The 22189-nt window shown below is 60.9% G+C and carries 21 protein-coding genes; 11 read left to right on the forward strand and 10 right to left on the reverse strand.

Going from position 1 to position 22189, the window contains the following annotated elements:
- Nucleotides 1-300 precede the first annotated feature (300 nt).
- Both EJV47_RS01915 and EJV47_RS01920 read right to left on the reverse strand, forming a co-directional pair.
- Nucleotides 301-846, reverse strand: a complete 546-nt coding sequence (locus tag EJV47_RS01915) for a PRC-barrel domain-containing protein (protein WP_126691447.1) — start codon at nt 844-846, stop codon at nt 301-303.
- A gap of 27 nt (nt 847-873) precedes the next feature.
- Nucleotides 874-1554: a hypothetical protein gene (locus EJV47_RS01920; protein ID WP_126691448.1), complete on the reverse strand. Its 681-nt coding sequence runs from the start codon at nt 1552-1554 to the stop codon at nt 874-876.
- Nucleotides 1555-1725: 171 nt separating this feature from the next.
- Between EJV47_RS01920 and EJV47_RS01925 the strand changes: the two genes are divergently transcribed.
- Together EJV47_RS01925 and EJV47_RS01930 are read left to right on the forward strand one after the other, a co-directional pair.
- A complete protein-coding gene (locus EJV47_RS01925) occupies nt 1726-2724 on the forward strand; it encodes a DUF2157 domain-containing protein (protein ID WP_126691449.1) in 999 nt (332 codons plus the stop codon).
- Entirely contained in the window at nt 2721-3902 is a 1182-nt protein-coding gene (locus tag EJV47_RS01930) for a hypothetical protein (RefSeq protein ID WP_126691450.1), read from the forward strand. Before EJV47_RS01925 ends, EJV47_RS01930 begins: the two co-directional genes overlap by 4 nt.
- 161 nt (nt 3903-4063) lie before the next feature.
- On the opposite strand, the gene EJV47_RS01935 is transcribed toward EJV47_RS01930, so the two are convergent.
- Both EJV47_RS01935 and glmM read right to left on the reverse strand, forming a co-directional pair.
- Nucleotides 4064-5236, reverse strand: a complete 1173-nt coding sequence (locus EJV47_RS01935) for a cysteine desulfurase family protein (protein WP_126691451.1) — start codon at nt 5234-5236, stop codon at nt 4064-4066.
- A gap of 303 nt (nt 5237-5539) precedes the next feature.
- Nucleotides 5540-6928 (reverse strand): phosphoglucosamine mutase, encoded by a 1389-nt coding sequence (gene glmM, locus EJV47_RS01940; protein ID WP_126691452.1) that lies wholly within the window; start codon nt 6926-6928, stop codon nt 5540-5542.
- 237 nt (nt 6929-7165) lie between these two features.
- Between glmM and mazG the strand changes: the two genes are divergently transcribed.
- From mazG to EJV47_RS01985, 9 genes are all read left to right on the forward strand, one after another.
- Entirely contained in the window at nt 7166-8020 is an 855-nt protein-coding gene (mazG, locus tag EJV47_RS01945; protein WP_243650973.1) for a nucleoside triphosphate pyrophosphohydrolase, read from the forward strand.
- Between the two features lie 269 nt (nt 8021-8289).
- Nucleotides 8290-9183 (forward strand): MotA/TolQ/ExbB proton channel family protein, encoded by an 894-nt coding sequence (locus EJV47_RS01950; protein ID WP_126691453.1) that lies wholly within the window; start codon nt 8290-8292, stop codon nt 9181-9183.
- An 81-nt stretch (nt 9184-9264) separates the two neighbouring features.
- Entirely contained in the window at nt 9265-9864 is a 600-nt protein-coding gene (locus tag EJV47_RS01955; RefSeq protein WP_243650974.1) for an ExbD/TolR family protein, read from the forward strand.
- Between the two features lie 6 nt (nt 9865-9870).
- Complete coding sequence (locus EJV47_RS01960) at nt 9871-10395, forward strand: ExbD/TolR family protein (RefSeq protein WP_126691455.1); 525 nt, start codon at nt 9871-9873, stop codon at nt 10393-10395.
- On the forward strand, nt 10392-11219 hold the full coding sequence (locus EJV47_RS28860) for an energy transducer TonB (protein ID WP_279389051.1): 828 nt from the start codon (nt 10392-10394) through the stop codon (nt 11217-11219). Before EJV47_RS01960 ends, EJV47_RS28860 begins: the two co-directional genes overlap by 4 nt.
- Before the next feature lie 235 nt (nt 11220-11454).
- Nucleotides 11455-12285 carry an energy transducer TonB gene (locus EJV47_RS01970; RefSeq protein ID WP_165903579.1) on the forward strand — a complete coding sequence of 277 codons (831 nt, stop codon included), beginning with the start codon at nt 11455-11457 and terminating at the stop codon, nt 12283-12285.
- Nucleotides 12286-12466: 181 nt separating this feature from the next.
- Nucleotides 12467-12718 carry a hypothetical protein gene (locus EJV47_RS01975; protein ID WP_126691457.1) on the forward strand — a complete coding sequence of 84 codons (252 nt, stop codon included), beginning with the start codon at nt 12467-12469 and terminating at the stop codon, nt 12716-12718.
- Nucleotides 12705-13682: a PstS family phosphate ABC transporter substrate-binding protein gene (locus tag EJV47_RS01980; RefSeq protein ID WP_126691458.1), complete on the forward strand. Its 978-nt coding sequence runs from the start codon at nt 12705-12707 to the stop codon at nt 13680-13682. Before EJV47_RS01975 ends, EJV47_RS01980 begins: the two co-directional genes overlap by 14 nt.
- Nucleotides 13683-13739: 57 nt before the next feature.
- The gene (locus tag EJV47_RS01985; RefSeq protein WP_126691459.1) at nt 13740-15353 is read left to right on the forward strand and encodes a tetratricopeptide repeat protein; all 1614 of its coding nucleotides are present in this window, start codon (nt 13740-13742) and stop codon (nt 15351-15353) included.
- 75 nt (nt 15354-15428) lie between these two features.
- Here EJV47_RS01985 and EJV47_RS01990 read toward each other — a convergent pair whose 3' ends face one another.
- The 6 genes from EJV47_RS01990 to porG all read right to left on the reverse strand — a co-directional run bounded on the left by EJV47_RS01990 (nt 15429) and on the right by porG (nt 22170).
- Nucleotides 15429-16490, reverse strand: coding sequence for an RluA family pseudouridine synthase (locus EJV47_RS01990; protein WP_126691460.1), 1062 nt, complete (start codon nt 16488-16490; stop codon nt 15429-15431).
- Between the two features lie 82 nt (nt 16491-16572).
- Entirely contained in the window at nt 16573-17241 is a 669-nt protein-coding gene (locus EJV47_RS01995; RefSeq protein WP_126691461.1) for an OmpH/Skp family outer membrane protein, read from the reverse strand.
- A 34-nt stretch (nt 17242-17275) separates the two neighbouring features.
- Nucleotides 17276-17953 carry an OmpH/Skp family outer membrane protein gene (locus tag EJV47_RS02000; protein ID WP_126691462.1) on the reverse strand — a complete coding sequence of 226 codons (678 nt, stop codon included), beginning with the start codon at nt 17951-17953 and terminating at the stop codon, nt 17276-17278.
- Between the two features lie 36 nt (nt 17954-17989).
- Nucleotides 17990-20602 carry an outer membrane protein assembly factor BamA gene (bamA, locus tag EJV47_RS02005; RefSeq protein WP_126691463.1) on the reverse strand — a complete coding sequence of 871 codons (2613 nt, stop codon included), beginning with the start codon at nt 20600-20602 and terminating at the stop codon, nt 17990-17992.
- A gap of 10 nt (nt 20603-20612) precedes the next feature.
- Nucleotides 20613-21359, reverse strand: coding sequence for an isoprenyl transferase (locus tag EJV47_RS02010; RefSeq protein WP_126691464.1), 747 nt, complete (start codon nt 21357-21359; stop codon nt 20613-20615).
- A 67-nt stretch (nt 21360-21426) separates the two neighbouring features.
- Nucleotides 21427-22170 carry a type IX secretion system protein PorG gene (gene porG, locus EJV47_RS02015; RefSeq protein ID WP_126691465.1) on the reverse strand — a complete coding sequence of 248 codons (744 nt, stop codon included), beginning with the start codon at nt 22168-22170 and terminating at the stop codon, nt 21427-21429.
- Between the last annotated feature and the right edge of the window lie 19 nt (nt 22171-22189).

Below are 22189 nucleotides of genomic sequence, written 5' to 3' on the forward strand. Positions count from 1 at the left end.
CAGCAAACGTAAGATGCTGTTACGAGTAGCCGTAACGGCATCTTACGTTTGTAATCCTGCCTTACGACTACTCGTAACGGCATCTTACGCGTGTAAGATGGCACCACGAGCAGTCGTATCAGCATCCGACGCGTGTCGGATGGCACTACGAGAAGTCGTATCGGCACCTTTCGCGTGTAAGATGGGCTTACGATAGGTCGTAGCGGCATCTTACGTTTGCTGGCCAGGCCTGCATTTTCTTGCATCGGCGGCCGACGCTCAACATCCGGCGTTGCGGCAGCGGGAGGCCGTATGCCGCGGCTAGTTCAGCTCGCCTTTCGGCGGCACGTTCACGTCGGGGCGGGGGCGAAAGGCGCTGGGCAGCTCACTGGGGCGGCGGCGGTGGTAGAAGTGCTGCTCGTCGTAGCCGGGGCCGTCGTAGAAGGGTGACTGGGCTTCGCGGGTGGGTACGGGCAGGCTCAGGGCGCGTAGCATGGCCTCTTCGTAGTCGCGGCTGATGCTGATTTCCTGGTAGGGCGGGTAGTTCAGCACCGATTCGCTGGTCAGGGCGGGCACGAATACGTTGTCGCCGTCGTCATCCAGTGCCGCGGCCCCGATGGGCACCAGGATGTGCCGCTCGTGCTGGTTGATGTTCAGGCCGGCGTCCAGCTCCACGTCGAGGTAGCGCACTTTCATGGCGGCGGGTTCCACAATCAGCTCGTGCACGTCGCCGAACCGCTTGCCGTCGGCGCCGCGCACGGCCCAGCCGCGCACGTCGGGGCTGCCGTCGGCTACTTCAAAATCGTGCAAATCGCGCAGGCGCGTCAGGTGCATGCCTTCGGCGCTGGGGACGGGGGTAGTTTCCATTGACTTCGCGTTAGGAGGTAATCCGGGCTAGGCGGCGGGCTTTTCGAGCACGCGCAGCACGTTGGCGGCCTGCTGAAAAAACTCCTGGGTGGCCTGTTGCTCGGCGGCGGTGGCGGTGCGGCCGCTGAGCTGCGCGGCCTGGTCCACCAGTTTTTTCACGTCGCGCTCCAGGGTGGCGTAGCCGCGGCGCTGCATCTCCTGCATCAGCTCGGCGGCAGCTACCAGCCCGGGGCGCAGGGAGCCGCCATCGGCCACGCGGCTGGTGGCGCTGGTCAGGTCGTTGCGCTTTTCTTCCACGGCGGGGTTGCGCAAATCGGTGCGGTCGGCCAGGCCCACCAGCACGTTGGTGAGCAGCCCCAGCCCACGGCGGGCGTAGGTGCTGCTGGTCGGGTCGTCGGCCACGAAGGCGTAGAAGTCGGCGGGCTCGGCGCCGGTGTCGTCGGCGGCGGCACCTTCGCCGGCCAGCGCACCCACCGACGGGTCACCGGTTGGGGCGTCGGGGTTGGTGGTCGTGGCCGCGTCGCCGCTGGGCACGCTCACGGTATCGGCGGGGGTGGCGGCCGGCGCCCCAGGCTCGGGCGCGGCGGCCGGGCCCCGGTCGCGGCTGACGAGGAACCACGCGCCCAGGGCCAGCACCACCAGCACCGCCACGATGAGCGGCCAGGGGCTGAGCCGTTTTTTCTTTCGTTGAATGTTGATTTCAGCCATAGTGCCAGGTTGCAGACGAGCGGAACGTATGGGCTTGCCATACGCAGCCGGGGCCAAAATAGATAGGCCGGCGCTAATCCTGCCGACCATGAGCCGGAACGCCGCGCAAACGCTACCATATAAGTCCCGCCCCGAACGCGTTACTTACGGCCCCAACCGCCGTTGCCGTCTATGTCCCCCGAATCCATCCTGGCCGAGCTGCAGGCCCAGCACCTGCTGCCGCCCGAACAGGCCGCCCTCATCCGCGCCGACGAGGCCCGCCGCCCCTTTTCCCTGCACCGCGAGCTGCGCCTCGTGCTGTACCTGGGCATCGTCACGCTCAGCGGCGGCCTGGGCGTGCTTATTTATGAGAACATCGACTACATCGGCCACGGCGTGGTGGTGGCCGGCATTGCCGGGCTGATGCTGCTTTGCCTGGGCTACGCCTTCCGGCACCGGCAGCCCTTCACCTGGGCCGAAGCCCCTAAAGCCGGCTTTCTGCCCGACTACGCCCTGCTGCTCGGCTGCCTGCTCTTCGTCAGCCTCGAAACCTACCTGCAGGTGCAGTACGGCGTCTTCGGCACGCGCTACGGGCTGGCCACGCTGCTGCCGGCGCTGGTGTTTCTGCCCCTGGCCTACCGCTTCGACCACCGCGGGGTGCTGGCCATGGGCATCACCGCCCTGGCCGCCTGGGTGGGCGTGAGCATTCAGCCGCTGTCGGCCTTCGTCACCAACGACTTCTGGCACTCCCGGCTGAGCACGGCGGCCATGCTGCTGGGCCTGGGGCTGATGGCGGCGGGCCTGCTGTCGGAACAGCACGGCCGCAAGGCGCACTTTGCCTTCACCTACCTTTCGCTGGGCAGCAACCTGCTGCTCATTGCCGCCACCGCCACCCTGCTCGCCTTCACGCCCGATGACGCGGGTTTGCCGCCCCTGGTGCTGGTGCCGCTGATTTTGCTGGTGTGCGCCGCCCTGGTGTGGTACGCCCGGCGCACCCATTCCTACCTGCTGCTGCTCATGGGCGTGGGCTACGCCTACGTGGCCGTCACCTACACGCTGGTCCGGCTCATCGACGCCGTCGGCGGGTTCAATGAGGCCGGCTTTACGCTCATGCTGCTCTACATCCCGCTGTCGGCCTTCGGCGTGGTGTGGCTGTTTCTGAACATCAAGAAGATTCTGCGCCTGAAATGAGCCTGCACGCCTACAACCCCGACTGGCCCCGGCACGAAGCCCTGCAGGCCCAGGCCCGGCGCTGGCACCGCCGCGGCCTGCTCACGGCCGAGCAGCTGGCCGCCGTCGAAGCCCGCTTCCCGCTGGATTTCTACCGCCCGCACCTGTTTCTGCGCATCGGCCTGTTTCTGTTCACGGTGCTGGGCGCCCTGGCCAGTGTAGGCTTCTGGGGCATGACAACGCAGTTCGACTTCCTCGGCACCTTGATTCCCTGCCTGCTTATCGGCGCGGTGGTGCTGGAGCTGGTTATTCGCCGCAAGCGGCTCTACCACTCCGGCGCCGACAACGCCCTGCTCTACCTGGAGCTGCTGGGCCTGGTCACGCTGATTGGCTACGTGGTTTTCGAGAAGCTCGACCAGGAGCCCGGCCCCGGTACCGCCAGCCTCACGGTGGTTTTGCTGCTCATCCTGGCCTTGCTGGTGCTGGCTACCCTGCGCTACGCCGACGTGCTCGTGGCCGTCGTGGCCTACCTCTGCGCCCTGCTCCTGCTGGGCAACGTGCTGCTGGCCCTGCCCTTCGGCACGCTGCTGCTACCGTTCGTCCTCGGCGCCGCTTCGGCCGGTGCCTACGCCTGGTTTACCCGGCAGCTCCGCCGCCCCGACCGGCTGTACTACCGCCGCTGCCTCGCCTGGCTGCGCGGCCTGGCCCTGGGCACGGCCTACCTGGCCGTCAATTACTGGGCCGTGCGCGAAGGCAACGCCGCCCTGCTATCCGGCTACGCGCCGGAGTCGCCGCAGATTCCGCTGGCCTGGCTGTTTTGCCTGCTCACGGCGGCTATTCCGCTGCTGTACCTGGTGCAGGGCCTGCGCCGTCCCGACCGCACCTGGCTGTGGCTGGGCTTGCTCACGGCGGCGTTTTCCGTTTTCACCCTGCGCTACTACCGCAGCCTGCTGCCCGCCGAAACGGCCGCCACCCTGGCCGGCGCCTTCCTCACCGCCCTGGCGGTGTGGGCTACCCGCTACCTGCACCCCGCGCGCCACGGCCTCACCTCCGCCCCCGACGAAGCCGAAGACCAACAACTCAACCTTGAATCCTTGGTGGTGGCCCAAACGGCCCATTCCGCGCCGGATGCGGCCCCGGCCGGCGTGCAGTTTGGCGGCGGGCACTCGGGCGGCGGCGGGGCCACGGGCAGCTACTAAGGACCACAGATGGCTGACGGATGCAGGGGCGGATAAAACGGATTCGTTCTGGCTGTCCACAATTTGCCGTCGGCACTTAACAGCGAAGCCACGCTTCCCGGTGAAACGTGGCTTCGCTGTTAAGTGCCGGCGGTACGCCAGAACGAATCCGTTTTTATCCGTTAATGCATCCGTGCAATCTGTGGTCGGTACATCTTGGCCAGCTGTTCCACGGCGTAATCCACTTCCTCGGCCGTGTTGTACTTGCTCATGGAGAAGCGCACGGCGCCGCGCTGCGGGTCGCAGCCCAGGGCTGTCAGCACGTGCGAACCGATGTTGGAGCCGCTGGTGCAGGCCGAGCCGCCCGAGGCCGACACGCGGTTGATGTCGAGGTTGAACAGCAGCATCTCGTTGAACTCCGAGGGTGGCAAGCTCACGCTCAGCACCGTGTACAGGCTCTGCTCGGCGTCGGCCGACAGCCCGTTGAACTGCACGTCCTCGATTTCAGCCCGCAGCTTCTCGATAAACCGGTCCTTGAGCCCCTGAATGTAGCGCTGGTGCTCGGCCATGTCGCGGTAGGCAATTTCCAGCGCCTTGGCCAAGCCCACGATGCCGTACACGTTTTCGGTGCCGGCGCGCACGTTGCGCTCCTGCGCCCCGCCGTGAATCAGCGGCTGCACCTGCAGGCCCGAGGCGGTGTACAGGAAGCCCGAACCTTTGGGTCCGTGAAACTTGTGGGCCGAGCCGACGAGGAAGTGGTTCTGCAGCTGGCGCACGTCGTGGCGGTAGTGGCCCATGGTCTGCACCGTGTCGGTGTGGAAGATGGCGCCGTGCTGCCGACACAGCTGCCCGATGGCCTCGATGTCGTTCAGGTTGCCGATTTCGTTGTTGGCGTGCATCAGGCTCACGAAAGAGCGGGTGTGCGTGCCCAGCAGCTCGTCGAGGTGCTCCAGGTCCAGCTTGCCCTGTTCGTCGAAGCGCACGAAGCTCAGCTCAATTTCGCCCAATTTTTCCAGCGCCTCCAGCGTGTGCAGCACCGCGTGGTGCTCCAGCTTGGAGGTAATGGCGTGCTTCAGGCCCAGCGTGCGGATGGAGCCAAACGCGGCGTAATTGTCGGCTTCGGTGCCGCCCGAAGTAAAGCTGATTTCGGCCGGCGCGGCGCCAATCAGGTGGGCAATGGTCTTGCGGGCGTTTTCGATGGCCGCGCGCACCTTGCGGCCGTGGCCGTGGATAGAGCTGGGGTTGCCGAAGTGCTCCTTCAGGAAGGGCAGCATGGCGTCCAGTACTTCCGGATCCAGGGGGGTGGTGGCGGCGTTGTCGAAGTAAACCGAAGGCGTAGCGTGGTGGGGCGTCATGCGCAGGCACGTTCAGGGGTGGACTGCAAAAATAACGGATTGGATATTGTCCCGCGTTACCCGCAGCCGCCCAGCCAGTTTTGCCCGCTTCGCGCCCAACTTTACACAAGCTTAATATTGACCAAAAACAAGACGTCTGCGCGATGCGGCGGCTCGGGGCCGTAGTGCCACTACGAATAAGCTGCCCGTAATTTCAATCGTACCCCTGTTCACACGGCGCGGCTTAAAAACAGTGGTGCCACGACTTTTAGAGTCGTGGCACCACCTGTTAAGTTGCCCAAAAAATCAGCGCAATCAACGAAATCAGCGACTAATGATTTCCTTGATGTCGCCGATGATTTTCTGCGCCAGGTGGTCGGCCGTGGCGTTCGAGTCCGATTCGGCGTAGATGCGGATAATCGGCTCGGTGTTCGACTTGCGCAGGTGCACCCACTCCTTGTCAAACTCGATTTTCACCCCGTCGATGGTATTGACCGGCTGCTTGGCGTAGCGCTTCTCCATCTGCGCCAGCACTTTATCGGTATCAATATCCGGCGTCAGCTCGATTTTGTTTTTCGAGATGAAATAGTTCGGGTAGGAGGCGCGCAGGCGCGTCATCGTCTTGCCCGACTTGGCCAGGTGCGTCAGAAACAGGGCAATGCCCACCAGCGCGTCGCGGCCGTAGTGCAGCTCGGGGTAAATGATACCGCCGTTGCCCTCGCCGCCGATAACGGTGTTGGTTTCCTTCATTTTGGTCACCACGTTCACCTCGCCCACGGCCGCGGCGGCGTAGCTCCCGCCGTGCTTCTCCGTCACGTCGCGCAGGGCGCGGGTGCTGCTCAGGTTGCTCACGGTGTTGCCGCCGCCCAGCTGCCCCAGCACGTAGTCGGCCACGGCCACCAGGGTGTACTCCTCGCCGAACATGGTGCCGTCCTCGTTGATGAGGGCCAGGCGGTCCACGTCGGGGTCCACCACGATGCCGAGGTCAAACGAGCCCTTTTCCAGCACTTTAGCAATGTCGCGCAGGTTCTCGGGCAGCGGCTCGGGGTTGTGGGCAAAGTCGCCGGTTGGCTCGCAGTACAGCTTCTCGATTTTCTCCACGCCCAGCGCCTCCAGCAGCAGCGGCACGGCAATGCCCCCCGAGGAGTTGACGGCGTCGACCACCACCCGGAAGTTCTTGGCCTTGATGGCTTCCACGTCCACGAGCGGCAGCGCCAGAATGGCCTTGATGTGCTTTTTCAGCGCCGAGTTGTCGGTCGTCACCTGCCCCAGCTTGGTCACGGCGGCGAAGTCGAAAGCTTCCTGCTCCGCAATTTCCAGCACCTGCTTGCCGTCGGCGTCCGAAATGAATTCGCCCTTCTCGTTCAGCAGCTTCAGCGCGTTCCACTGCTTGGGGTTGTGCGAAGCCGTCAGGATGATGCCGCCGGCGGCTTTGCGGGCCGGCACGGCCATTTCCACCGTCGGCGTGGTCGAAAGACCCAGGTCAATGACGTCGATACCCAGCCCCTGCAGGGTGCCGATGACCAGTTTATTGACCATGTCGCCCGACAGACGGGCGTCGCGGCCTACTACGATGGTGCGGTTTTGCGACTGGGTCAGGGCCCAGGTGCCGAAGGCTGCCGTGAACTTAACCACGTCGATGGGGGTGAGAGCCTCGCCCGCCCGGCCGCCGATGGTGCCCCGGATGCCCGAGATGGATTTGATCAGTGCCACAAGAAATGTCGGTTTTTCAGGCGGCAAAAGTAGTGAATCCCCCCCGCCCCGCCTACTGCCCAGCTCCGGCCGGGCCGATTCCCAGGTCAGGAACGGCCCGTGTTCTGGTTTTTACCTGCAGCTTGTGGCTTTTGGCTAACCGATGCATCAAAAATCTATCCTGACTCCTGCACAGGTAATCAGCGCACTACCGCATTCTACCTTTGTGGGTGGGCACTCACTCCGCCGGTTTTTAACATGCGCCGTATATTTGAGTCAATGGAGTACAACACGCCCGACCGCCGGCCCGAGCAGCTGGCTGCTTTCGGCCGCTTGCTCGATGTGCTGGACCGTCTGCGGGCCGAATGCCCCTGGGACCGGAAACAGACCATGCAGAGCCTGCGCCACCTCACCATCGAGGAAACTTACGAGTTGGCCGATGCTATCCTGCGCGAGGATTTGCCCGATGTGCAAAAGGAGTTGGGCGACGTGATGCTGCACCTGGTTTTTTACGCCAAAATTGCCAGCGAACAGGGCCGCTTCGACGTGGCCGACGTACTCAATGCCCAGTGCGACAAGCTGATTCACCGTCACCCGCACATCTACGGCGACGTGCAGGTGCAGAACGAGGAGGATGTCAAGCGCAACTGGGAGCAGCTCAAGCTCAAGGAGAAGGGCAACGATTCCGTTCTGGGCGGCGTACCAGTGTCGCTGCCGGCGCTGGTGAAGGCCATGCGCATCCAGGAAAAAGCGCGCGGCGCCGGTTTCGATTGGGAAGAAAAAGCACAGGTATGGGCCAAAGTGCAGGAAGAGCTGGCCGAGTTCGGCGCCGAATTTCGCGACGGCGACGTGGTCGATTCGGCCCGGGCCACCGCCGAGTTTGGTGACCTGTTATTCTCGCTCGTAAACTTTGCCCGCTTCGCCGGCATCAACCCCGAAGAAGCCCTGGAGCAGACCAACCGGAAGTTTATCCGCCGCTTCCGCTACCTCGAAACCGAAGTAGCCCGCTCGGGCCGCCACCTGCCCGACCTCACCCTCGCCGAGATGGATCAGTACTGGAATGCAGCCAAACACCTGCCTCCGGACCCCATTGAACCAATTGCAACGAAATAGCCTTTTTTCGGGGCTGATGCCGGTTTAAACGCTTTAGGACTCCTTTTAATTTGGCGGCGCCAAGCCTTTTGTTTAGGTTTGCCAAGGATAGACCTACTACGGACGAAGGCCCCGCACACGAGCAGACCCACAGTTTTGGCTTCTTTTCCCTGAGCCAGTTTGTGAGGGTGAGCGGGGCTCCGCCGTCTTAGGGCTTTCGGTTGTTTAAACCATTTCCAACCACAGTCAACCTTTTTCACCAACCAACCCTTTTCTTAATCTCCGGAACAATGGAACAAAAGAATGTCCCGAACAAGCCGGCTACGGCTCCCCGGCCTGCCGCTCCTGCAGCGCCGAAGACTGGCGAGGCTAAAGGCGGTTCGGCACTGGCCGCTATCGTTATTCCGCTGGCACTCGTTCTCAGCTACGTAGTTTGGAAGTTCGTCATGGGCGACGGCAGCCACTTCCAGGGCGGCAACAACCACAACAACCCCTTGCCCGGTGATTACCTCGGCATTGTGTACAAAGGCGGTGTTATCGTACCGATCCTGATGTCCATGTTCCTGATTGTGGTGACCTTCTCCATCGAGCGTTTCCTCACCATCAGCCGCGCCAAAGGCTCGAAGAGCATTGAGTCGTTTGTACGCACCGTGCGTCAGAAGCTGAACGTGAACGACATCACCGGCGCCATTGCCACCTGCGACCAGCAGAAAGGCTCGGTAGCCAACGTAGTGAAGTCGGGCCTGCTGAAGTACCAGGAAATGGCTCGTGAGCGTGGTATGGACAAAGACCAGAAGATCCTGGCTATCCAGAAGGAAATCGAAGAATCGACCGCTCTGGAGCTGCCCATGCTGGAGAAAAACCTGGTTATCATCTCGACCCTCGCTTCGGTTGCTACCCTGGTAGGTCTGCTCGGTACCGTATTTGGTATGATCAACGCATTCGCCGCTCTGGCAAACGCCGGTGCTCCGGATGCAGTAGGTCTCGCCAACGGTATCTCGGAAGCACTGATCAACACCGCTCTGGGTATCTTGACCTCGGCCATTGCCATCGTGATGTACAACTTCTTCACGAGCAAAATTGACGAGCTGACCTACAGCATCGACGAAGCTGGTTTCTCCATCATTCAGACCTTCGCCTCGCAGCACGGCGACAACGGCGTAGCAAATCCGACGGTTGCGTAAACTAAACGCGCAACCTCGTACGTTACTGAATCAAAGAAACCTCTGAACTAGCCAGAAATGCCAAAAGTAAAACCTCACCGCGTGTCGCCATCGTTGGACATGACTCCGATGGTAGACCTGGCCTTCTTGCTGGTGACTTTCTTCATGCTCACCGCTACGCCCACGGAGGATACCGCCGTGGTCGTAGATACTCCTTCCTCCGTGTCGGACAAGCAGCTGCCCGATAAAGGCGTGCTGCAAATCAGCATCGACAAGGAAGGCCGCGTGTTCTTCAGCTCCGACTCGCAGCCGGTGAAGATTGCCGCCCTGGAAAAGGTTGGCGCCAAGTACGGGCAGAGCTTCTCCGCCAAGGAGAAGAAGCAGTTTGCGCTGCTGCCCGACTTCGGCCTGCCCGCCCAGCAGCTGAAATCTTACCTGAACCTGCCGGCTGAGCAGCGCAAGGCGGTGAAGCAGCCCGGCATCCCGGTGGACTCGCTGAACAACCAGCTGGCCGAGTGGGTAATGGCTGCACGGGCGGAGAACATCCGCACGTTCAACTCGGCCCCCTATATCGCCATCAAGGGCGACGGTACGGCCGATGTGCCCACGGTGAAGAACGTCATCAAGATTCTGCAGGAGAAGAACCTGAACCGCTTCTATCTCGTCACGGATCTGGAAACCAAACCGGTAGCCAGCAACTAAGCAGCAATGGCAGAAATTCAACAACAGGCCGACTCCGGTAAAGGAGGTAAGAAGCGGGCCAAGAAAATGTCGACCAAAATCGACATGACCCCGATGGTGGACTTGGCCTTCCTGCTCCTTACCTTCTTTATGCTCACCACGACGTTTGCAAAGCCCAAGGTGATGCAGATTTCGATGCCGGTAAAGCCGAAGGACGAAACCGAAGAGCAGAACGAGCTGAAGGCCTCCGACGCCTTCACCATCCTGCTCGGCGAAAACGACAAGATCTACTACTACGAGGGCCTGCTCGACGCTACGACCAAACCGCAGCTTCAACTGAGCAACTACTCGGCAGATGGTATCCGCAAGACGCTGGTGGACCGCCGCGCCCAACGTCCTACTACGGTAGTGATGATTAAAGCCGACGACAAAGCCAACTACAAGAACATGGTGGATATCCTCGACGAAATGACCATCACCGGGCAGAAAAAGTACGCTCTGGTGGACATCACGAAGGAAGATACGGACCTTATTAAATCCTCTGGCTTATGATGGATAACGCCCAATTGGCACGGGCATCTTTCGAAGACATTGTGTTCGAAGGCCGGAACAAAGCCTACGGCGCCTATGTACTGCGCAAGCTGTACAGCAAGCACGTAACGCGGGCGTTCCTGGTAGCCATGATCTTCTTCGCGCTGATGATCGGCGGCCCCCTGCTGGCCCGCATGCTCACGCCGAAGGAGGACACGAGCAAGCCTAAACTGGACACGGAGGTGGTGCTGGAAGCACCTCCCCTGGACAAGACGGAGCCGCCACCCCCTCCCCCGCCCCCCTCGGCACCGCCCCCCCCTCCGCCCAAACTCTCCACGGTGAAATTCACTCCGCCCGTCATCAAGAAGGACGAAGAGGTGAAAAAAATCGAGGAAATTCCCGACCAGGAAGAGCTGGAGGACAAAGTGGTAGCCACCAAGACGGTGGAAGGCAACACCAACAACCTCGCCGTTGACCTGAGCGGCCTCGGCGACGAGGGCAACAAGGTGGTTGAGGAAGTGGTAGAGGCAAAAGTCTACACCTACGTAGAACAGATGCCCCAGCCCCCCGGCGGCATGGAAGGCCTGATGCAATACCTCGGTAAAAACATCAAGTACCCGGCCCTGGCTCTGCGCAACCAGGTAGAAGGCAAGGTGTTCGTAAACTTCGTAGTGGGTCCGAGCGGCCAGATTACGGATGTGAAAGTGACCAAAGGCATTGGTGCCGGCTGCGACGAAGAAGCAGTTCGCGTTATCAGCAAGATGCCGGCTTGGTCGCCGGGCAAGCAGAACGGCCGGGCCGTGAGCGTGTCCTACACCGTACCGGTAACCTTCACCATCAAGTAAGCTTACCCGACTGCCCCGGCAGTCAAGACTAAAACCCCGAATCAGGCTCCGGCCGGGTTCGGGGTTTTGCTTTTTTCGCCTTAGCTGGAAAAATTCCAGCTAAGCGCATACCAACGGTGGAAGCAGCGGCGTTTTGCGGGCGAAGGTCAGGCAGTGTAGTCGATTGGAGCTGAGTAAATAAGGGTCGGGCCTCATGAAATACGCACCATCGTTCACTTCAATCCACACACTCACCATGACTCCGCTACAACTTCGTCCCAGCAGCCTCGACGAAATCATCTTCGAGGGCCGCAACAAAGCCTACGGGGCCTTCGACCTTCGGCAACACTATAATGTGCACCTGCGCCGGGCCCTGGCACTTGCGCTGATGCTGTTTGCCCTGCTGGCCGCCTCGCCCATGATCAGCCGCCTGTTGTGGCCCGCCAAACCGATTGCGCCGCCAGTCATCTACGACCCAACGATTGAACCGCAAATCATCGACGCTAAACCCATCAAACCCGTCAAGCCCGAAGAAATAGCCCAGCCCAAGACCGAAATCAAAAATCCGCCGATGCAGGCATTGCCCACCAAGGTGAAGCCTGATGAGTTGGTGCAGGACAAGCCTGTGACTGTAACCCCGCCGGACGTAATGTTTGGCCCCGTTGATATGCCGGGTGACAGCGGCGCCGTTCCGAACGACGGTAGAGTAACCAAACCCGGCGTAGGCGCTCCGGGCGGCACCGGCACCGAAACGGCTACTCCGGCCAAGCCCGAGGTTTTCGTGTACGCGGAGAAGATGCCGGAATTCGAAGGTGGCGCGGAGGCCATGCTGAAGTTCCTGCGCAAAAACATGCGCTACCCGGCCATGGCCTTGCGCAGCCAAGTCGAAGGCAAGGTTTTCGTGGCTTTCACCGTCAGCTCAACCGGCGACATTGTGGACGTGCAAGTACTGAAGGGCTTAGGCTACGGCACCGACGAAGAAGCTCTGCGCGTGGTGAAGCTGATGCCCCGCTGGCAGCCCGGTGCCCAGAATGGCCGCAACGTGGCCGTGCGCTACACCCTGCCGATTACGTTCACCGTCAAGTAAGGCGGCTTGCTGAGCAATAGTTGCACTCTGCGTACCCAAAAGCCCGTTTGAGCCCGGTTCTCGAACGGGCTTTTGGCTTTTTTTCCTTATCCTGAGCATTAGATTCCCGTAATACAGCGAACAAACGTTCTACTTTTACACGTTAAGCAGTAGCAGCCCGTGTAGCTGCCTTTTCCCAACCATGCTCAATACCAACGCAGATGAGCGCATTAACAGTCGGCGCGGCCAGCGGACGACTCGGCGCTACTTCACCATGCTGATGGCGCTGGTCTACATCGGGCTGGGGGCGTTTCTGATAGCGGCCCCTCCGGGTGTATTCGTCCTGGCGCTGACTACCCGCCGCATCGTCGGTGGCCTGTTCATCCTGTACGGATTACTTAGATTTGTTCGTGAGTTCCGTCAGCATTTCCGCAAACGACATGACACTTTTTAGTGCAACCCGGCAGTTCATCGGGGCGGCGCTGCTGCTGGGCGCGGCCCTGCTGAGCAGCTGTAACGGGGGCGGCTCCAACGCCTCTACGGCCGACGCCGACTCCGATACGCCCACCAGCGGCAACATCAAAGTCAGCATCGACAACACCTTTGAGCCCATCCTGAAGTCGCACGTCGACACCTTCCAGAAGCTCTACCAGTACGCCCACGTGCAGGCCGCCTACAAGCCCGAGCGGGAAGCCATGAAGGACCTGCTGGAGGACAAGGTGCGCGCCATCATCATTGCCCGCGGGCTGAAGCCCAACGAGCAGGCCGTGTTCGACCAGCTCAAGATCATTCCGCGCGTCACGCACGTGGCCACCGACGGCGTGGCCATCATCGTGCATCCCTCGAACCCGGATTCGCTGCTCTCCCTTACGCAACTGCACGACATCTTCACGGGTAAGCTGAAGCAGTGGAAACAGGTCAGCGGCAAGGCTTCGGCCCTGGGCACTATCAGCGCGGTATTCGATCAGAACAACTCCAGCACCACCCGCTACGTGCAGGACTCGGTGACGCGTGGCGCGGCCCTGGCCGGCGACGTCTTCGCCAGCGAGTCGAACCCTAAGCTGATTGATTACGTTGCTACCCATCCGAACGCAATCGGCGTAATCGGTGTTAACTGGATTAGCGACTTGGATGATGATAAAGTAAAAGGCTTCCTGAACCGGATTCGGGTGGCCAGCGTGGGGAAAGTAGCCCAGCCCACCCGCCCCAGCGACTACGTACAACCTTACCAGGCCTATCTGGCCACCAAGGAGTACCCGCTCCGGCGCGACCTTTACGTCATCAGCCGCGAGGCCCGCGCCGGACTTGGCACCGGCTTTGCATCCTTCGTTGCGGGCAACCAGGGTCAGCTGATTTTCCTGAAGTCGGGCCTGATGCCGGCCATCGGCCAGGTTCGTCTGGTACAGGCTAATCAATAGCCCGGTCCGCGCCCGTTAAAATTGTCTCTCACCTTCCTTTTCACTTACCCTTACCTCATGATCAATAAGCCCTGGAAGCTCTCGCTCCTCGCTGCTTTTTCGCTCGCCGGTCCGGCTGTGTTTGCTCAAAACCTGCCGGCCGCTCGCCAATCCATCGAACTGGAACGCTACAGCGAGGCCAAGCGCCAGCTGCTGCCCAACCAGTCGAATGCTGAAGCAGCGTATGAGTTGGGACGTCTGTACACGAAGCAGGAGAAAGCCGACTCGGCTGCCTACTTCTTCAACATGGCTTCGCGCGACACCAAGTTCCCGCTGGCCATGGTAGCCACGGGCCGCGCTCTGCTGGCTCAAGGCAAGAAAGCGGAAGCCGATGCGCAGTTTGACGCCGCCATCAAGGCTTCGAAAAGCAAGGATGCCAAGGTATTCGCCGCCATCGGTCAGGCTTACGCCGAGTCCGACATCAAGGACAACCAGAAAGGCGTGGATGCCATCAATCAGGCCATCAAGCTGAACAAAAAGGATGATCCGACCTGGCTGGTATGGCTGGGCGACATCTACCAGAAGCGCGACAACGGCGGCGGCGACGCCATGAACGCCTACGACCGCGCCCTGGCGGCCGATGCCGGCTACACCCTGGCCTACTACCGCAAGGGCCAGCTGAACGTTCGTTCGCGCAACGGTAACGAGGCGCTGACCAACTTCAACAAGGTCATCAACATGAACGCGAACTACGCTCCGGTGTACCGCGACATGGCTGAAATGTACTACTACGGCAACCAGTACGACCAGGCCTCGCAGACGATGAAGAAGTACACGGATATGTCGGAGAAGACCCCGGCTACCCAGGCTACCTACGCGGCCTTCCTGTACCTCAATAAAAAATACCCCGAAGCTCTGACGCAGATTGACGAGGTGTTGGCCAAAGACCCCAACAACCTCACCATGAACCGTCTGCGCGCCTACACGCTCTACGAAACCAATCAGAACGATCAGGCCGTAGCCGCCATTGACAAGTACATGAAGATGGCCCCGGCGGACAAGATCATCACCGAGGACTATGTGTACCAGGGCAAGATTCTGACCAAAGCCGGCCGCTCGGATGAAGGTATTGCCATCATCGAAAAGGCTATTGCCGCCGATCCGAAAAAGGCCGATGAGCTGACGAACGACCTGGCTCAGGCCTACCTGATCAAGAAGGACTACCCGAAGGCCATTGCCACCATCAAGCGCAAGATGGGTGACAAGCCGCAGCTGGCCGACCAGGTTCGTCTGGCAACCATCTACAGCATGAACAAGCAGTACCCGCAGACCGATAGCCTGGCGAACATCGTAATTACGGCTCGTCCGACCTACATGCCGGCCTACCTGCTGCGCGCCCAGGCCAACTCGCTGCAAGACCCCGAAATCAAGCAGGGCTTGGCCAAGCCGCACTACGAGAAGTACATCGAAGTGGCCAAGGCTGACCCCGCCAAGAACAAGGAAGGTCTGGCCGAAGCCTACCGTTACCTGGGCTCGTATTACTCCATCAAGGGTGACAAGGCCCAAGCCCTGAGCAACTTCCAGCAGGCCGTGGCCGTGAAGCCGGAAGACACCCAGGCTGCCGATGCGGTGAAGCAGCTCAGCGCCCCCACCAAAACGGCCAGCAAAGCCGCTCCTACCAAGAAAAAGTAAGCTGAGCTTACTCCATATTGAAAAAGCCCGCTGCGTGCTGCAGCGGGCTTTTTTATGCCCTTTATTGGCCAATGACTAATGGGGCTGGGCTGCATATTTCTCCCAGCGCGCCAAAGCTTGCTGAAAATCCTCGGGTAACTCGGCCTCAAACTGCATCTGCTGCCCCGTCGACGGGTGCACGAAGCCCAGGGACTTGGCGTGCAGGGCCTGCCGCGGCATCACCTCGAAGGTGTTTTCCACGAAGCTTTTGTAGGAACCGGTGCGCTGCCCGTACAGAATCTTGTCGCCACCGTAGGCCGCATCGGCGAAGAGTGGGTGGCCGATGTGCTTCATATGCGCCCGTATCTGGTGGGTGCGACCGGTTTCGAGGTTGCACTGCACCAACGCCACCGGGCCGAAGCTCTGCAGCACTTTGTAGTGCGTCACGGCGTGCTTGCCATGCTCACTGCCTTCGGGGAATACGGTCATCAGCTTCCGGTCCTTGGGGTGCCGGCCGATGTTGCCGCGGATGGTACCGGTTTCCTCCTTGGGTGTGCCCCACACCAGCGCCAGGTAAGTCCGCTCAATGGTGTGGTAGAAGAACTGATTCGACAGATGCGTCATAGCCCATTCCGTCTTGCCAATGACTAGCAGGCCGGAGGTGTCCTTGTCGATGCGGTGGATGAGGCCGGGGCGAATTTCGCCGTTGCGGCCGGTGGGCAGGTTCTGCAGGTGCCAGGCCAGCCCGTTGACCAGCGTGCCATTCCAGTTGCCGTAGGCGGGGTGCACCACCATGCCAGCGGGCTTGTTCACCATCAGCAGCTGCTCGTCTTCGTAGCGAATGTCGAGGGCCATGGGCTCGGGCACCACCTTGCCTTCGCGCGGCGGCTCGGATAGCACCACCGTCACCACGTCGCCGGCCTTCACTTTGTAGCTGGATTTGGCCGGCTTACCGTTCACCTGCACCGCTTCCGCCTCGATGCCCGCCTGCACCTTGGTGCGCGACACGTTGGGCAGGCGGTTGAGCAGGAATTTGTCGAGCCGCATGGGCTCCTGCCGCCCGTCGGCCTGAATGCGGTGGTGCTCGTACAGCTCGTCTTCTTCGGCGAGGCTGGAGGAGCCGTCGGGCAGCAGATCAGGGTCGAGTTCGTGCGTCATGGCGGCGGGTACTGGGGCTCAAAAATAGGAAAGCCGGAACCTGCGGGCAGGTTCCGGCTTTCGGGTATTGGTTAGAAGAGGCTTACTTCTTCTTCACTTTGGTTTTGCTGGGCGCAGAGGCAGCCGGAGTAGCGGCCGGAGCGGGCGTAGTGGTAGCGGGCTTGGCGGCCGGCGCGTTGTTCTGACCGGGCGTTACGCCCATTTCCTTCAGCACAAGGTCCGAAATGTCACCGTCCTTGGGGCCGTGCAGCAGGATGGGCGTGGTGCCGAACCCAGCGTCGGAGTTGAACACGTAGGTGTAGCCGTTCTTCTCCGATACGGCGTCGATGGTCTTCTGCAGCTTGTCGTACACCGGCTTCAGCAGGGTCTGCTGGCGCTGCTGCACCGACTGCTCGGCGCTCTGCTGAAACTCCTGGATGGAGTTCTGCAGGGTCTGCAGCTCTTTTTCCTTGTCGGCGCGGATAGCGTCGGGCGTGGTAGCCGGCAGGGCTTGGTAGACTTCGCCCTTCTTGCGGTAATCGGCAATTTTAGCATCCAGCTGATTCTTCAGCTGGGTGCTGTAGTCTTTCAGCTGCGACTCAATCTGCTTGCTCTCCGGCATCTGGCTGATAACGTAGTCTACGTTAGTGTAGCCAATTTTCAGGGGGCCAGCGTTGGTGGCCGGAGCAGTTTGGGCCAGGGCGGCGGGTGCGGCGGTCAGCGTCAGGGCCGCGGCGGCCAGCACGAGGCGAAACTTGCGGGTCAGGGTCATTGAGCGAAAAAGTCAGGGGGTTAGATGCACAAAGTTAATTATTCCGCGGAGTCGGCTTGGAGGTAGCCTTGCTCTTGGAGGCCGGAGCGGCTTTCGTCGCGGGGGCGTCGTCGCCAAATTCCGGGTCGGCGGGGGTTTGAGGCGGCGTTACGGTCTTCACAGCACCTTTCGGGCCAGGTTGGTTACGGTCCTCAGAAGCTAAACCCAATTCTTCCAAGACAAATTCCGTGTAATCGTGCGCGGGGTTGGTATAGAGCATGGTCAAGTCGCCAGCTTTGTCGAACACAATAGCCAGCTGCTTTTTCTTGGCCACCTTTTCCACCGCCTCGAACACTTGGTCCTGGATGGGCTTGGTTAGTTCCTGCCGCTTTTTGAACAGTAGCCCCTCGTAGCCGAACACCCGGTTCTGGTAGGCCTTGGCGTCCTGCTCCTTTTTCAGAATCTCGTCCTGCCGCTTCTTCTTCATCGGCTCCGTCAGCAGCACTTCCTCGGCCTGATAGGTGCGGTAGAGCCGGTCAATATCCTTCTTCTGCGCTTCTACTTCCTTCTGCCAGGTCTGCGACGCGGTGTTCAGCTCCTGCTGGGCCTGGGCGTAGGCCGGCATCTTAGTCATGATGAACTCCGTGTCGACGTAGCCGAACTTCTGGGCCCGTGCCAGCACGGGCAGCAACGCCAGCCACAGCACGGGCAGCGCAAACAATAGTCGTTTCATATGCTACTGAACGCCGGCCCCCGGCTGTTTGGTGCCTTAGCGGATCTGCTGACCAATGATGAAGTGGAACTTGCTCTTGTCCTGCCGGTCGGAGGTGCCGAGCGGAATCGGCACGTTGTCGAAGCCGTAGCCGTAGTCGAAGCCGAGCAGACCGAAGGCCGACATAAAGATACGCGCGCCCACGCCCGCCGAACGGTACAGCTTGAAGGGGTTGTACTGGTTGTAGTTGTCGAAGGAGTTACCCGCTTCGGCGAAGCCCAGCACGTACACCGTGGCGGCCGGGTTGAGCGACACCGGGTAGCGCAGCTCCATCACGTACTTGTTGTAGGCAATGCCGCCGCTTTCGTTCTGCCGCGCCGTCGGAATGGCGAAGGCGTCGTTCGGGTCGTCGTAGCCGCGCAGACCCACAAATTCGGTGCCCACCAGGAAGTTGGACGCCCCGCCGAAGCCCAGACCGGCGCCGCCGAGCTTGAAGCGTTCAAACGGCCCGTAGGCGCGGGTCTTGTTGTAGCGGCCGATGAAGCCGAAGTGGGCGCGGGTGTTCAGCACGAACTTCGAGCCCAGCGGCGTAAACCACGAGGCGTCGAACATCCACTTGTGGAACTCCACCCACTCGTTCACGTCCGGGTGCGAGCCTTTGAAGATGGAGTAGGGCGGCGTCAGGTTCAACGACAAGGACAGGGCCGAGCCACGCCGCGTGAACGTGGGGTTGTCGGTGCTGTTGCGCGCCAGCGTGGTGTTGAAGGTAATGTTGTTGGCGTTGCCGGTGCTGAAGCCGCTGAAGTACGGATAGTCCTTCAGCTTGTACTGGCTGATCGACAAGCTGTTGCTCAGCGTGAAGTAGTCGTCCGGCCAGCGCAGGCGGCGGCCCAGGCCCACCGAGGCGCTGTTCACCTTGATGAAGCTGCCGTTGCGGATGGACGCCGCGTCGAAAGCGCCCGAAGTGGAGTAGCGCTGAATGCTCTTGTTCAGGGTCACCGTCAGCGAGTTGGGCTTACGCCCGCCCAGCCAGGGCTCCGTAAACGACAGGGAGTACGACTGGTACTGCAGCCCGTTGGCCTGAATGTTCAGGGCTAGGCGCTGCCCGTCGCCGCCGGGAACGGGGCGCCAGTTGTGGAAGTCCTTGGCCTTGCGCAGCGAGAAGTTGTTGAACACCAGGCCCACCGTGCCGATGAAGCCGGCGTAGCCACCCCAGCCGCCCGACAGCGTAATCTGGTCCGAGGGCTTTTCCGATACGGTGTAGTTGATGTCCACCGTCCCGTCGGCCGGGTTCGGCACCGGGTTCAGGCCCACCTTTTCCGGGTCGAAGTAGCCCAGCGAGGCAATTTCGCGCTGGGAGCGGATCAGCAGTTCGCGGTTGAACTTGTCGCCCGGCAGGGTGCGCAGTTCGCGGCGGATTACGTGGTCCGAAGTCTTGGTATTGCCGGCGATGTTGACCTCCTTAATGCGGGCCTGCACGCCCTCGGAGATGCGCATCTCGATGTCAATCGAGTCGCCCTCCACGCGGGTTTCCACCGGGTCGATGGAGAAGAACAGGTAGCCGTCGTTCATGTAGAGCGACGTCACATCCTGGCCCGTGGGGTTATAGTTCAGGCGCTTGTCCAGCGACTCTTTGCTGTACGTGTCGCCCTTCTTGATGCCCAGGACCGACGACAGCGTGCGGTCGTCGTACAGGTAGTTCCCGTTCCAGGCCACGTTGCGGAAGTAGTACTTCGGTCCTTCGTCCACGTGCAGGCGCAACACAAGCTTGTCGGCTTCGCGCTCCGTTACCTTGTGAATGCCGAATTTGCCGTCCTTCTTCCCGATAAAGCGCCGCGTGTGCTCCGACTGCACCGTTATCAGCGAGTCGCTGGTAATGATGGCGTCGCGGTAGCCCTGGGCGTTGTAGTAGTCGATGACCTTCTGCTTGTCGGCCTCGAACTCGGTTTTGTTGAACTTGCCGGAGTTGAGGAACTTGTAAGCCTTCTTCTCCTTGGTCTTCTTCATCTGCCCCTTCAGCTTGCCATCCTTGATGGCCTCGTTGCCGATAAAGCTGATGTCCGAGATGCGCACCTTGTCGCCCTTGTTCACGTCGATGACCAGCTCCACGCTGTTGGGCAAGGACGAATCCGGCTCCTGCGTGATGTTAACCTTCACGTTCATGAAGCCCTTGTCGACGTAGAACTTCCGCACCGCCTGCTTCGTATTGCTGAGCAGTGCGTCCGTTACCACTTTGCCGCGCACAATCTTGATCTTGTTGCGCAGCTCGTCGGCCTGGGTCTTGTTGATGCTGGTGAAGTAGATTTTCGACAGGCGCGGCCGCTCCTTCAGCTGGAAGTCCAGGAATACGCGGTTGCCCTCGATACGCTCCACCGCCACGCTCACGTCACCCAGAATGCCCTGGTCCCAGAGCCGGCGAATGGCGCGGCCGATTTCCTCACCGGGCAGCGAAATAGGGTCCCCGACCTTCAGGCCGGTCAGGCCAATGATGGTATTGGGGTCGAGGTAGCGGATGCCGCTGATGGTAATACCACCGACTTCGTAACGCTGCGGCTCCTGGCCCTGGGCACCGGCAGCCGGCACGTTCTGGGCGTGGATGGTACCAGCCGTCAGCCCCAGCAGCAGCCCCGTCAGCATAGCGCCGCGGAGCCGGGGGAAAAAAGAACTCATCGAAAAAAACTTACGAAACGGTCAGTTGCTCACTGGTCTTGCCGAAGCGTCTTTCCCGGCTTTGGTAAGCCAGGATAGCCTCGTAGAAATGCTCCCGCCGGAAATCCGGCCACAGCAAATCGGTAATATACAGCTCGGTGTAAGCCAGTTGCCACAGCAGAAAATTGCTGATGCGCTGCTCTCCGCTGGTCCGGATCAACAGCTCCGGATCGGGCATGCCCGCCGTCGACAGGTAACCCGCCAGTACGTCCTCCCCTACGCTGCCGGCCTCCACTTTGCCCGCCGCCACGTCCAGGGCCAGCTGTCGGGCGGCCTGGGCCAGGTCCCAACGGCCGCTGTAGCTCAACGCCAGTACCAAGGTGGTGCGGGTGCCACCGGCCGTCAGCTCCATGGCTTCCGCCAGCTCCCGCTGGCACGAAGCCGGCAGCTGGCTAGTGTCGCCAATGGCCTGCAGCCGAATATTGTTCTTGAGCAACGTAGGCGTTTCCTGCCGGATGGTATGCACCAGCAGCTGCATCAAGGCCATAACCTCGTGCGTGGGCCGGCCCCAGTTTTCCGTCGAGAAGGCGTAGAGCGTCAGGTACTGCACCCCAAGCTCGGCAGCAGCCTCTACCGTGTCGCGAACAGCGGTAATGGCGCTTTGGTGCCCGAAGATGCGCAGGCCCCCACGTTTCTTGGCCCACCGGCCGTTTCCGTCCATAATGACGGCAACGTGAGCGGGGATGCGGGCAGGGTCAATAGCGGTGCGGGCGGACATGCGAACTGTTTGCGTAAAAGAGGCCGCAAGTTACGCAAATGGTTGCACACGCCCGGATGTGAGTGCGTTAGCGCAGCAGTTTTGGGTCCGCCTTGTAAGGGTCCGGGCAGTTGATTTTATAGAACGTATAAGAGACGCTCAAGCCCGTGTAGTAGTACCAGTCCTGGTCAAAGCGGTTGGCAAAGGCCGGGCTCTGATCCTTCACGTGGTCAATCAGATCGGTAAATGCCTTACGGGCGCCGGTTTCCAGGCCCAGGTTCCAGTGCCGCGACAGGGCCAGCTTTAACCCCACGCCCGCCGGGACGGCAATGCCCAGGGTATTCTCGTTTTTGGTGAAGCCGGTTTGGGCCCCGGTGGTTTCGGTAAAGGCCATAAACCCCGCCATCCCTACGAACACGTAGGGCGTCAGGTGAATTTTGTCGCGGCGGTTGTGATAGTCGAAGAAGTTATACTCCAGCGTGCCGGCCAAATCAAGCAAGGAGCCTTTCATGCTGGCCTGCCGGTAAGCGGGCAACGGCAATTGGTTGCCGCTTTCCCCTTTCACATCCGTATCGTTGGCCCGCAGCAAGCCATAAGTCACGGTGCCGCGCAGCGTCACGGGTGCCGAAATATCCTTCCGGTAAAAGGCCGATACGGCCGGGCGGTTGTTTAGCACCCGGTACTCAGGGGCCAGTTCGCCTTTGTAATTAAGCGCGCCCAAGCCGAGGCCGACTTCGCTGGTGTTTTGTGCGGCTGCCTGGTGGGCAAAAAAAACGCTCCCTGCTTGCACGGAGCAAACAAGGAGCGTTTTGAAGAGAAGTTGCTTGGTCATCAGGTGAAGGCTGCGTTGG

This window comes from Hymenobacter gummosus, assembly GCF_003970915.1.
Taxonomy (GTDB): domain Bacteria; phylum Bacteroidota; class Bacteroidia; order Cytophagales; family Hymenobacteraceae; genus Solirubrum; species Solirubrum gummosum.

Bases quoted from the DNA above. Each gene is read 5' to 3' on its own strand.
- EJV47_RS01915 (WP_126691447.1), bottom strand. From the start codon at position 846: ATGGAAACTACCCCCGTCCCCAGCGCCGAAGGCATGCACCTGACGCGC.
- EJV47_RS01920 (WP_126691448.1), bottom strand. From the start codon at position 1,554: ATGGCTGAAATCAACATTCAACGAAAGAAAAAACGGCTCAGCCCCTGG.
- EJV47_RS01925 (WP_126691449.1), top strand. From the start codon at position 1,726: ATGTCCCCCGAATCCATCCTGGCCGAGCTGCAGGCCCAGCACCTGCTG.
- EJV47_RS01930 (WP_126691450.1), top strand. From the start codon at position 2,721: ATGAGCCTGCACGCCTACAACCCCGACTGGCCCCGGCACGAAGCCCTG.
- EJV47_RS01935 (WP_126691451.1), bottom strand. From the start codon at position 5,236: ATGACGCCCCACCACGCTACGCCTTCGGTTTACTTCGACAACGCCGCC.
- mazG (WP_243650973.1), top strand. From the start codon at position 7,166: ATGCGCCGTATATTTGAGTCAATGGAGTACAACACGCCCGACCGCCGG.
- EJV47_RS01950 (WP_126691453.1), top strand. From the start codon at position 8,290: ATGGAACAAAAGAATGTCCCGAACAAGCCGGCTACGGCTCCCCGGCCT.
- EJV47_RS01960 (WP_126691455.1), top strand. From the start codon at position 9,871: ATGGCAGAAATTCAACAACAGGCCGACTCCGGTAAAGGAGGTAAGAAG.
- EJV47_RS28860 (WP_279389051.1), top strand. From the start codon at position 10,392: ATGATGGATAACGCCCAATTGGCACGGGCATCTTTCGAAGACATTGTG.
- EJV47_RS01970 (WP_165903579.1), top strand. From the start codon at position 11,455: ATGACTCCGCTACAACTTCGTCCCAGCAGCCTCGACGAAATCATCTTC.
- EJV47_RS01975 (WP_126691457.1), top strand. From the start codon at position 12,467: ATGCTCAATACCAACGCAGATGAGCGCATTAACAGTCGGCGCGGCCAG.
- EJV47_RS01980 (WP_126691458.1), top strand. From the start codon at position 12,705: ATGACACTTTTTAGTGCAACCCGGCAGTTCATCGGGGCGGCGCTGCTG.
- EJV47_RS01985 (WP_126691459.1), top strand. From the start codon at position 13,740: ATGATCAATAAGCCCTGGAAGCTCTCGCTCCTCGCTGCTTTTTCGCTC.
- EJV47_RS01990 (WP_126691460.1), bottom strand. From the start codon at position 16,490: ATGACGCACGAACTCGACCCTGATCTGCTGCCCGACGGCTCCTCCAGC.
- EJV47_RS01995 (WP_126691461.1), bottom strand. From the start codon at position 17,241: ATGACCCTGACCCGCAAGTTTCGCCTCGTGCTGGCCGCCGCGGCCCTG.
- EJV47_RS02000 (WP_126691462.1), bottom strand. From the start codon at position 17,953: ATGAAACGACTATTGTTTGCGCTGCCCGTGCTGTGGCTGGCGTTGCTG.
- bamA (WP_126691463.1), bottom strand. From the start codon at position 20,602: ATGAGTTCTTTTTTCCCCCGGCTCCGCGGCGCTATGCTGACGGGGCTG.
- EJV47_RS02010 (WP_126691464.1), bottom strand. From the start codon at position 21,359: ATGTCCGCCCGCACCGCTATTGACCCTGCCCGCATCCCCGCTCACGTT.
- porG (WP_126691465.1), bottom strand. From the start codon at position 22,170: ATGACCAAGCAACTTCTCTTCAAAACGCTCCTTGTTTGCTCCGTGCAA.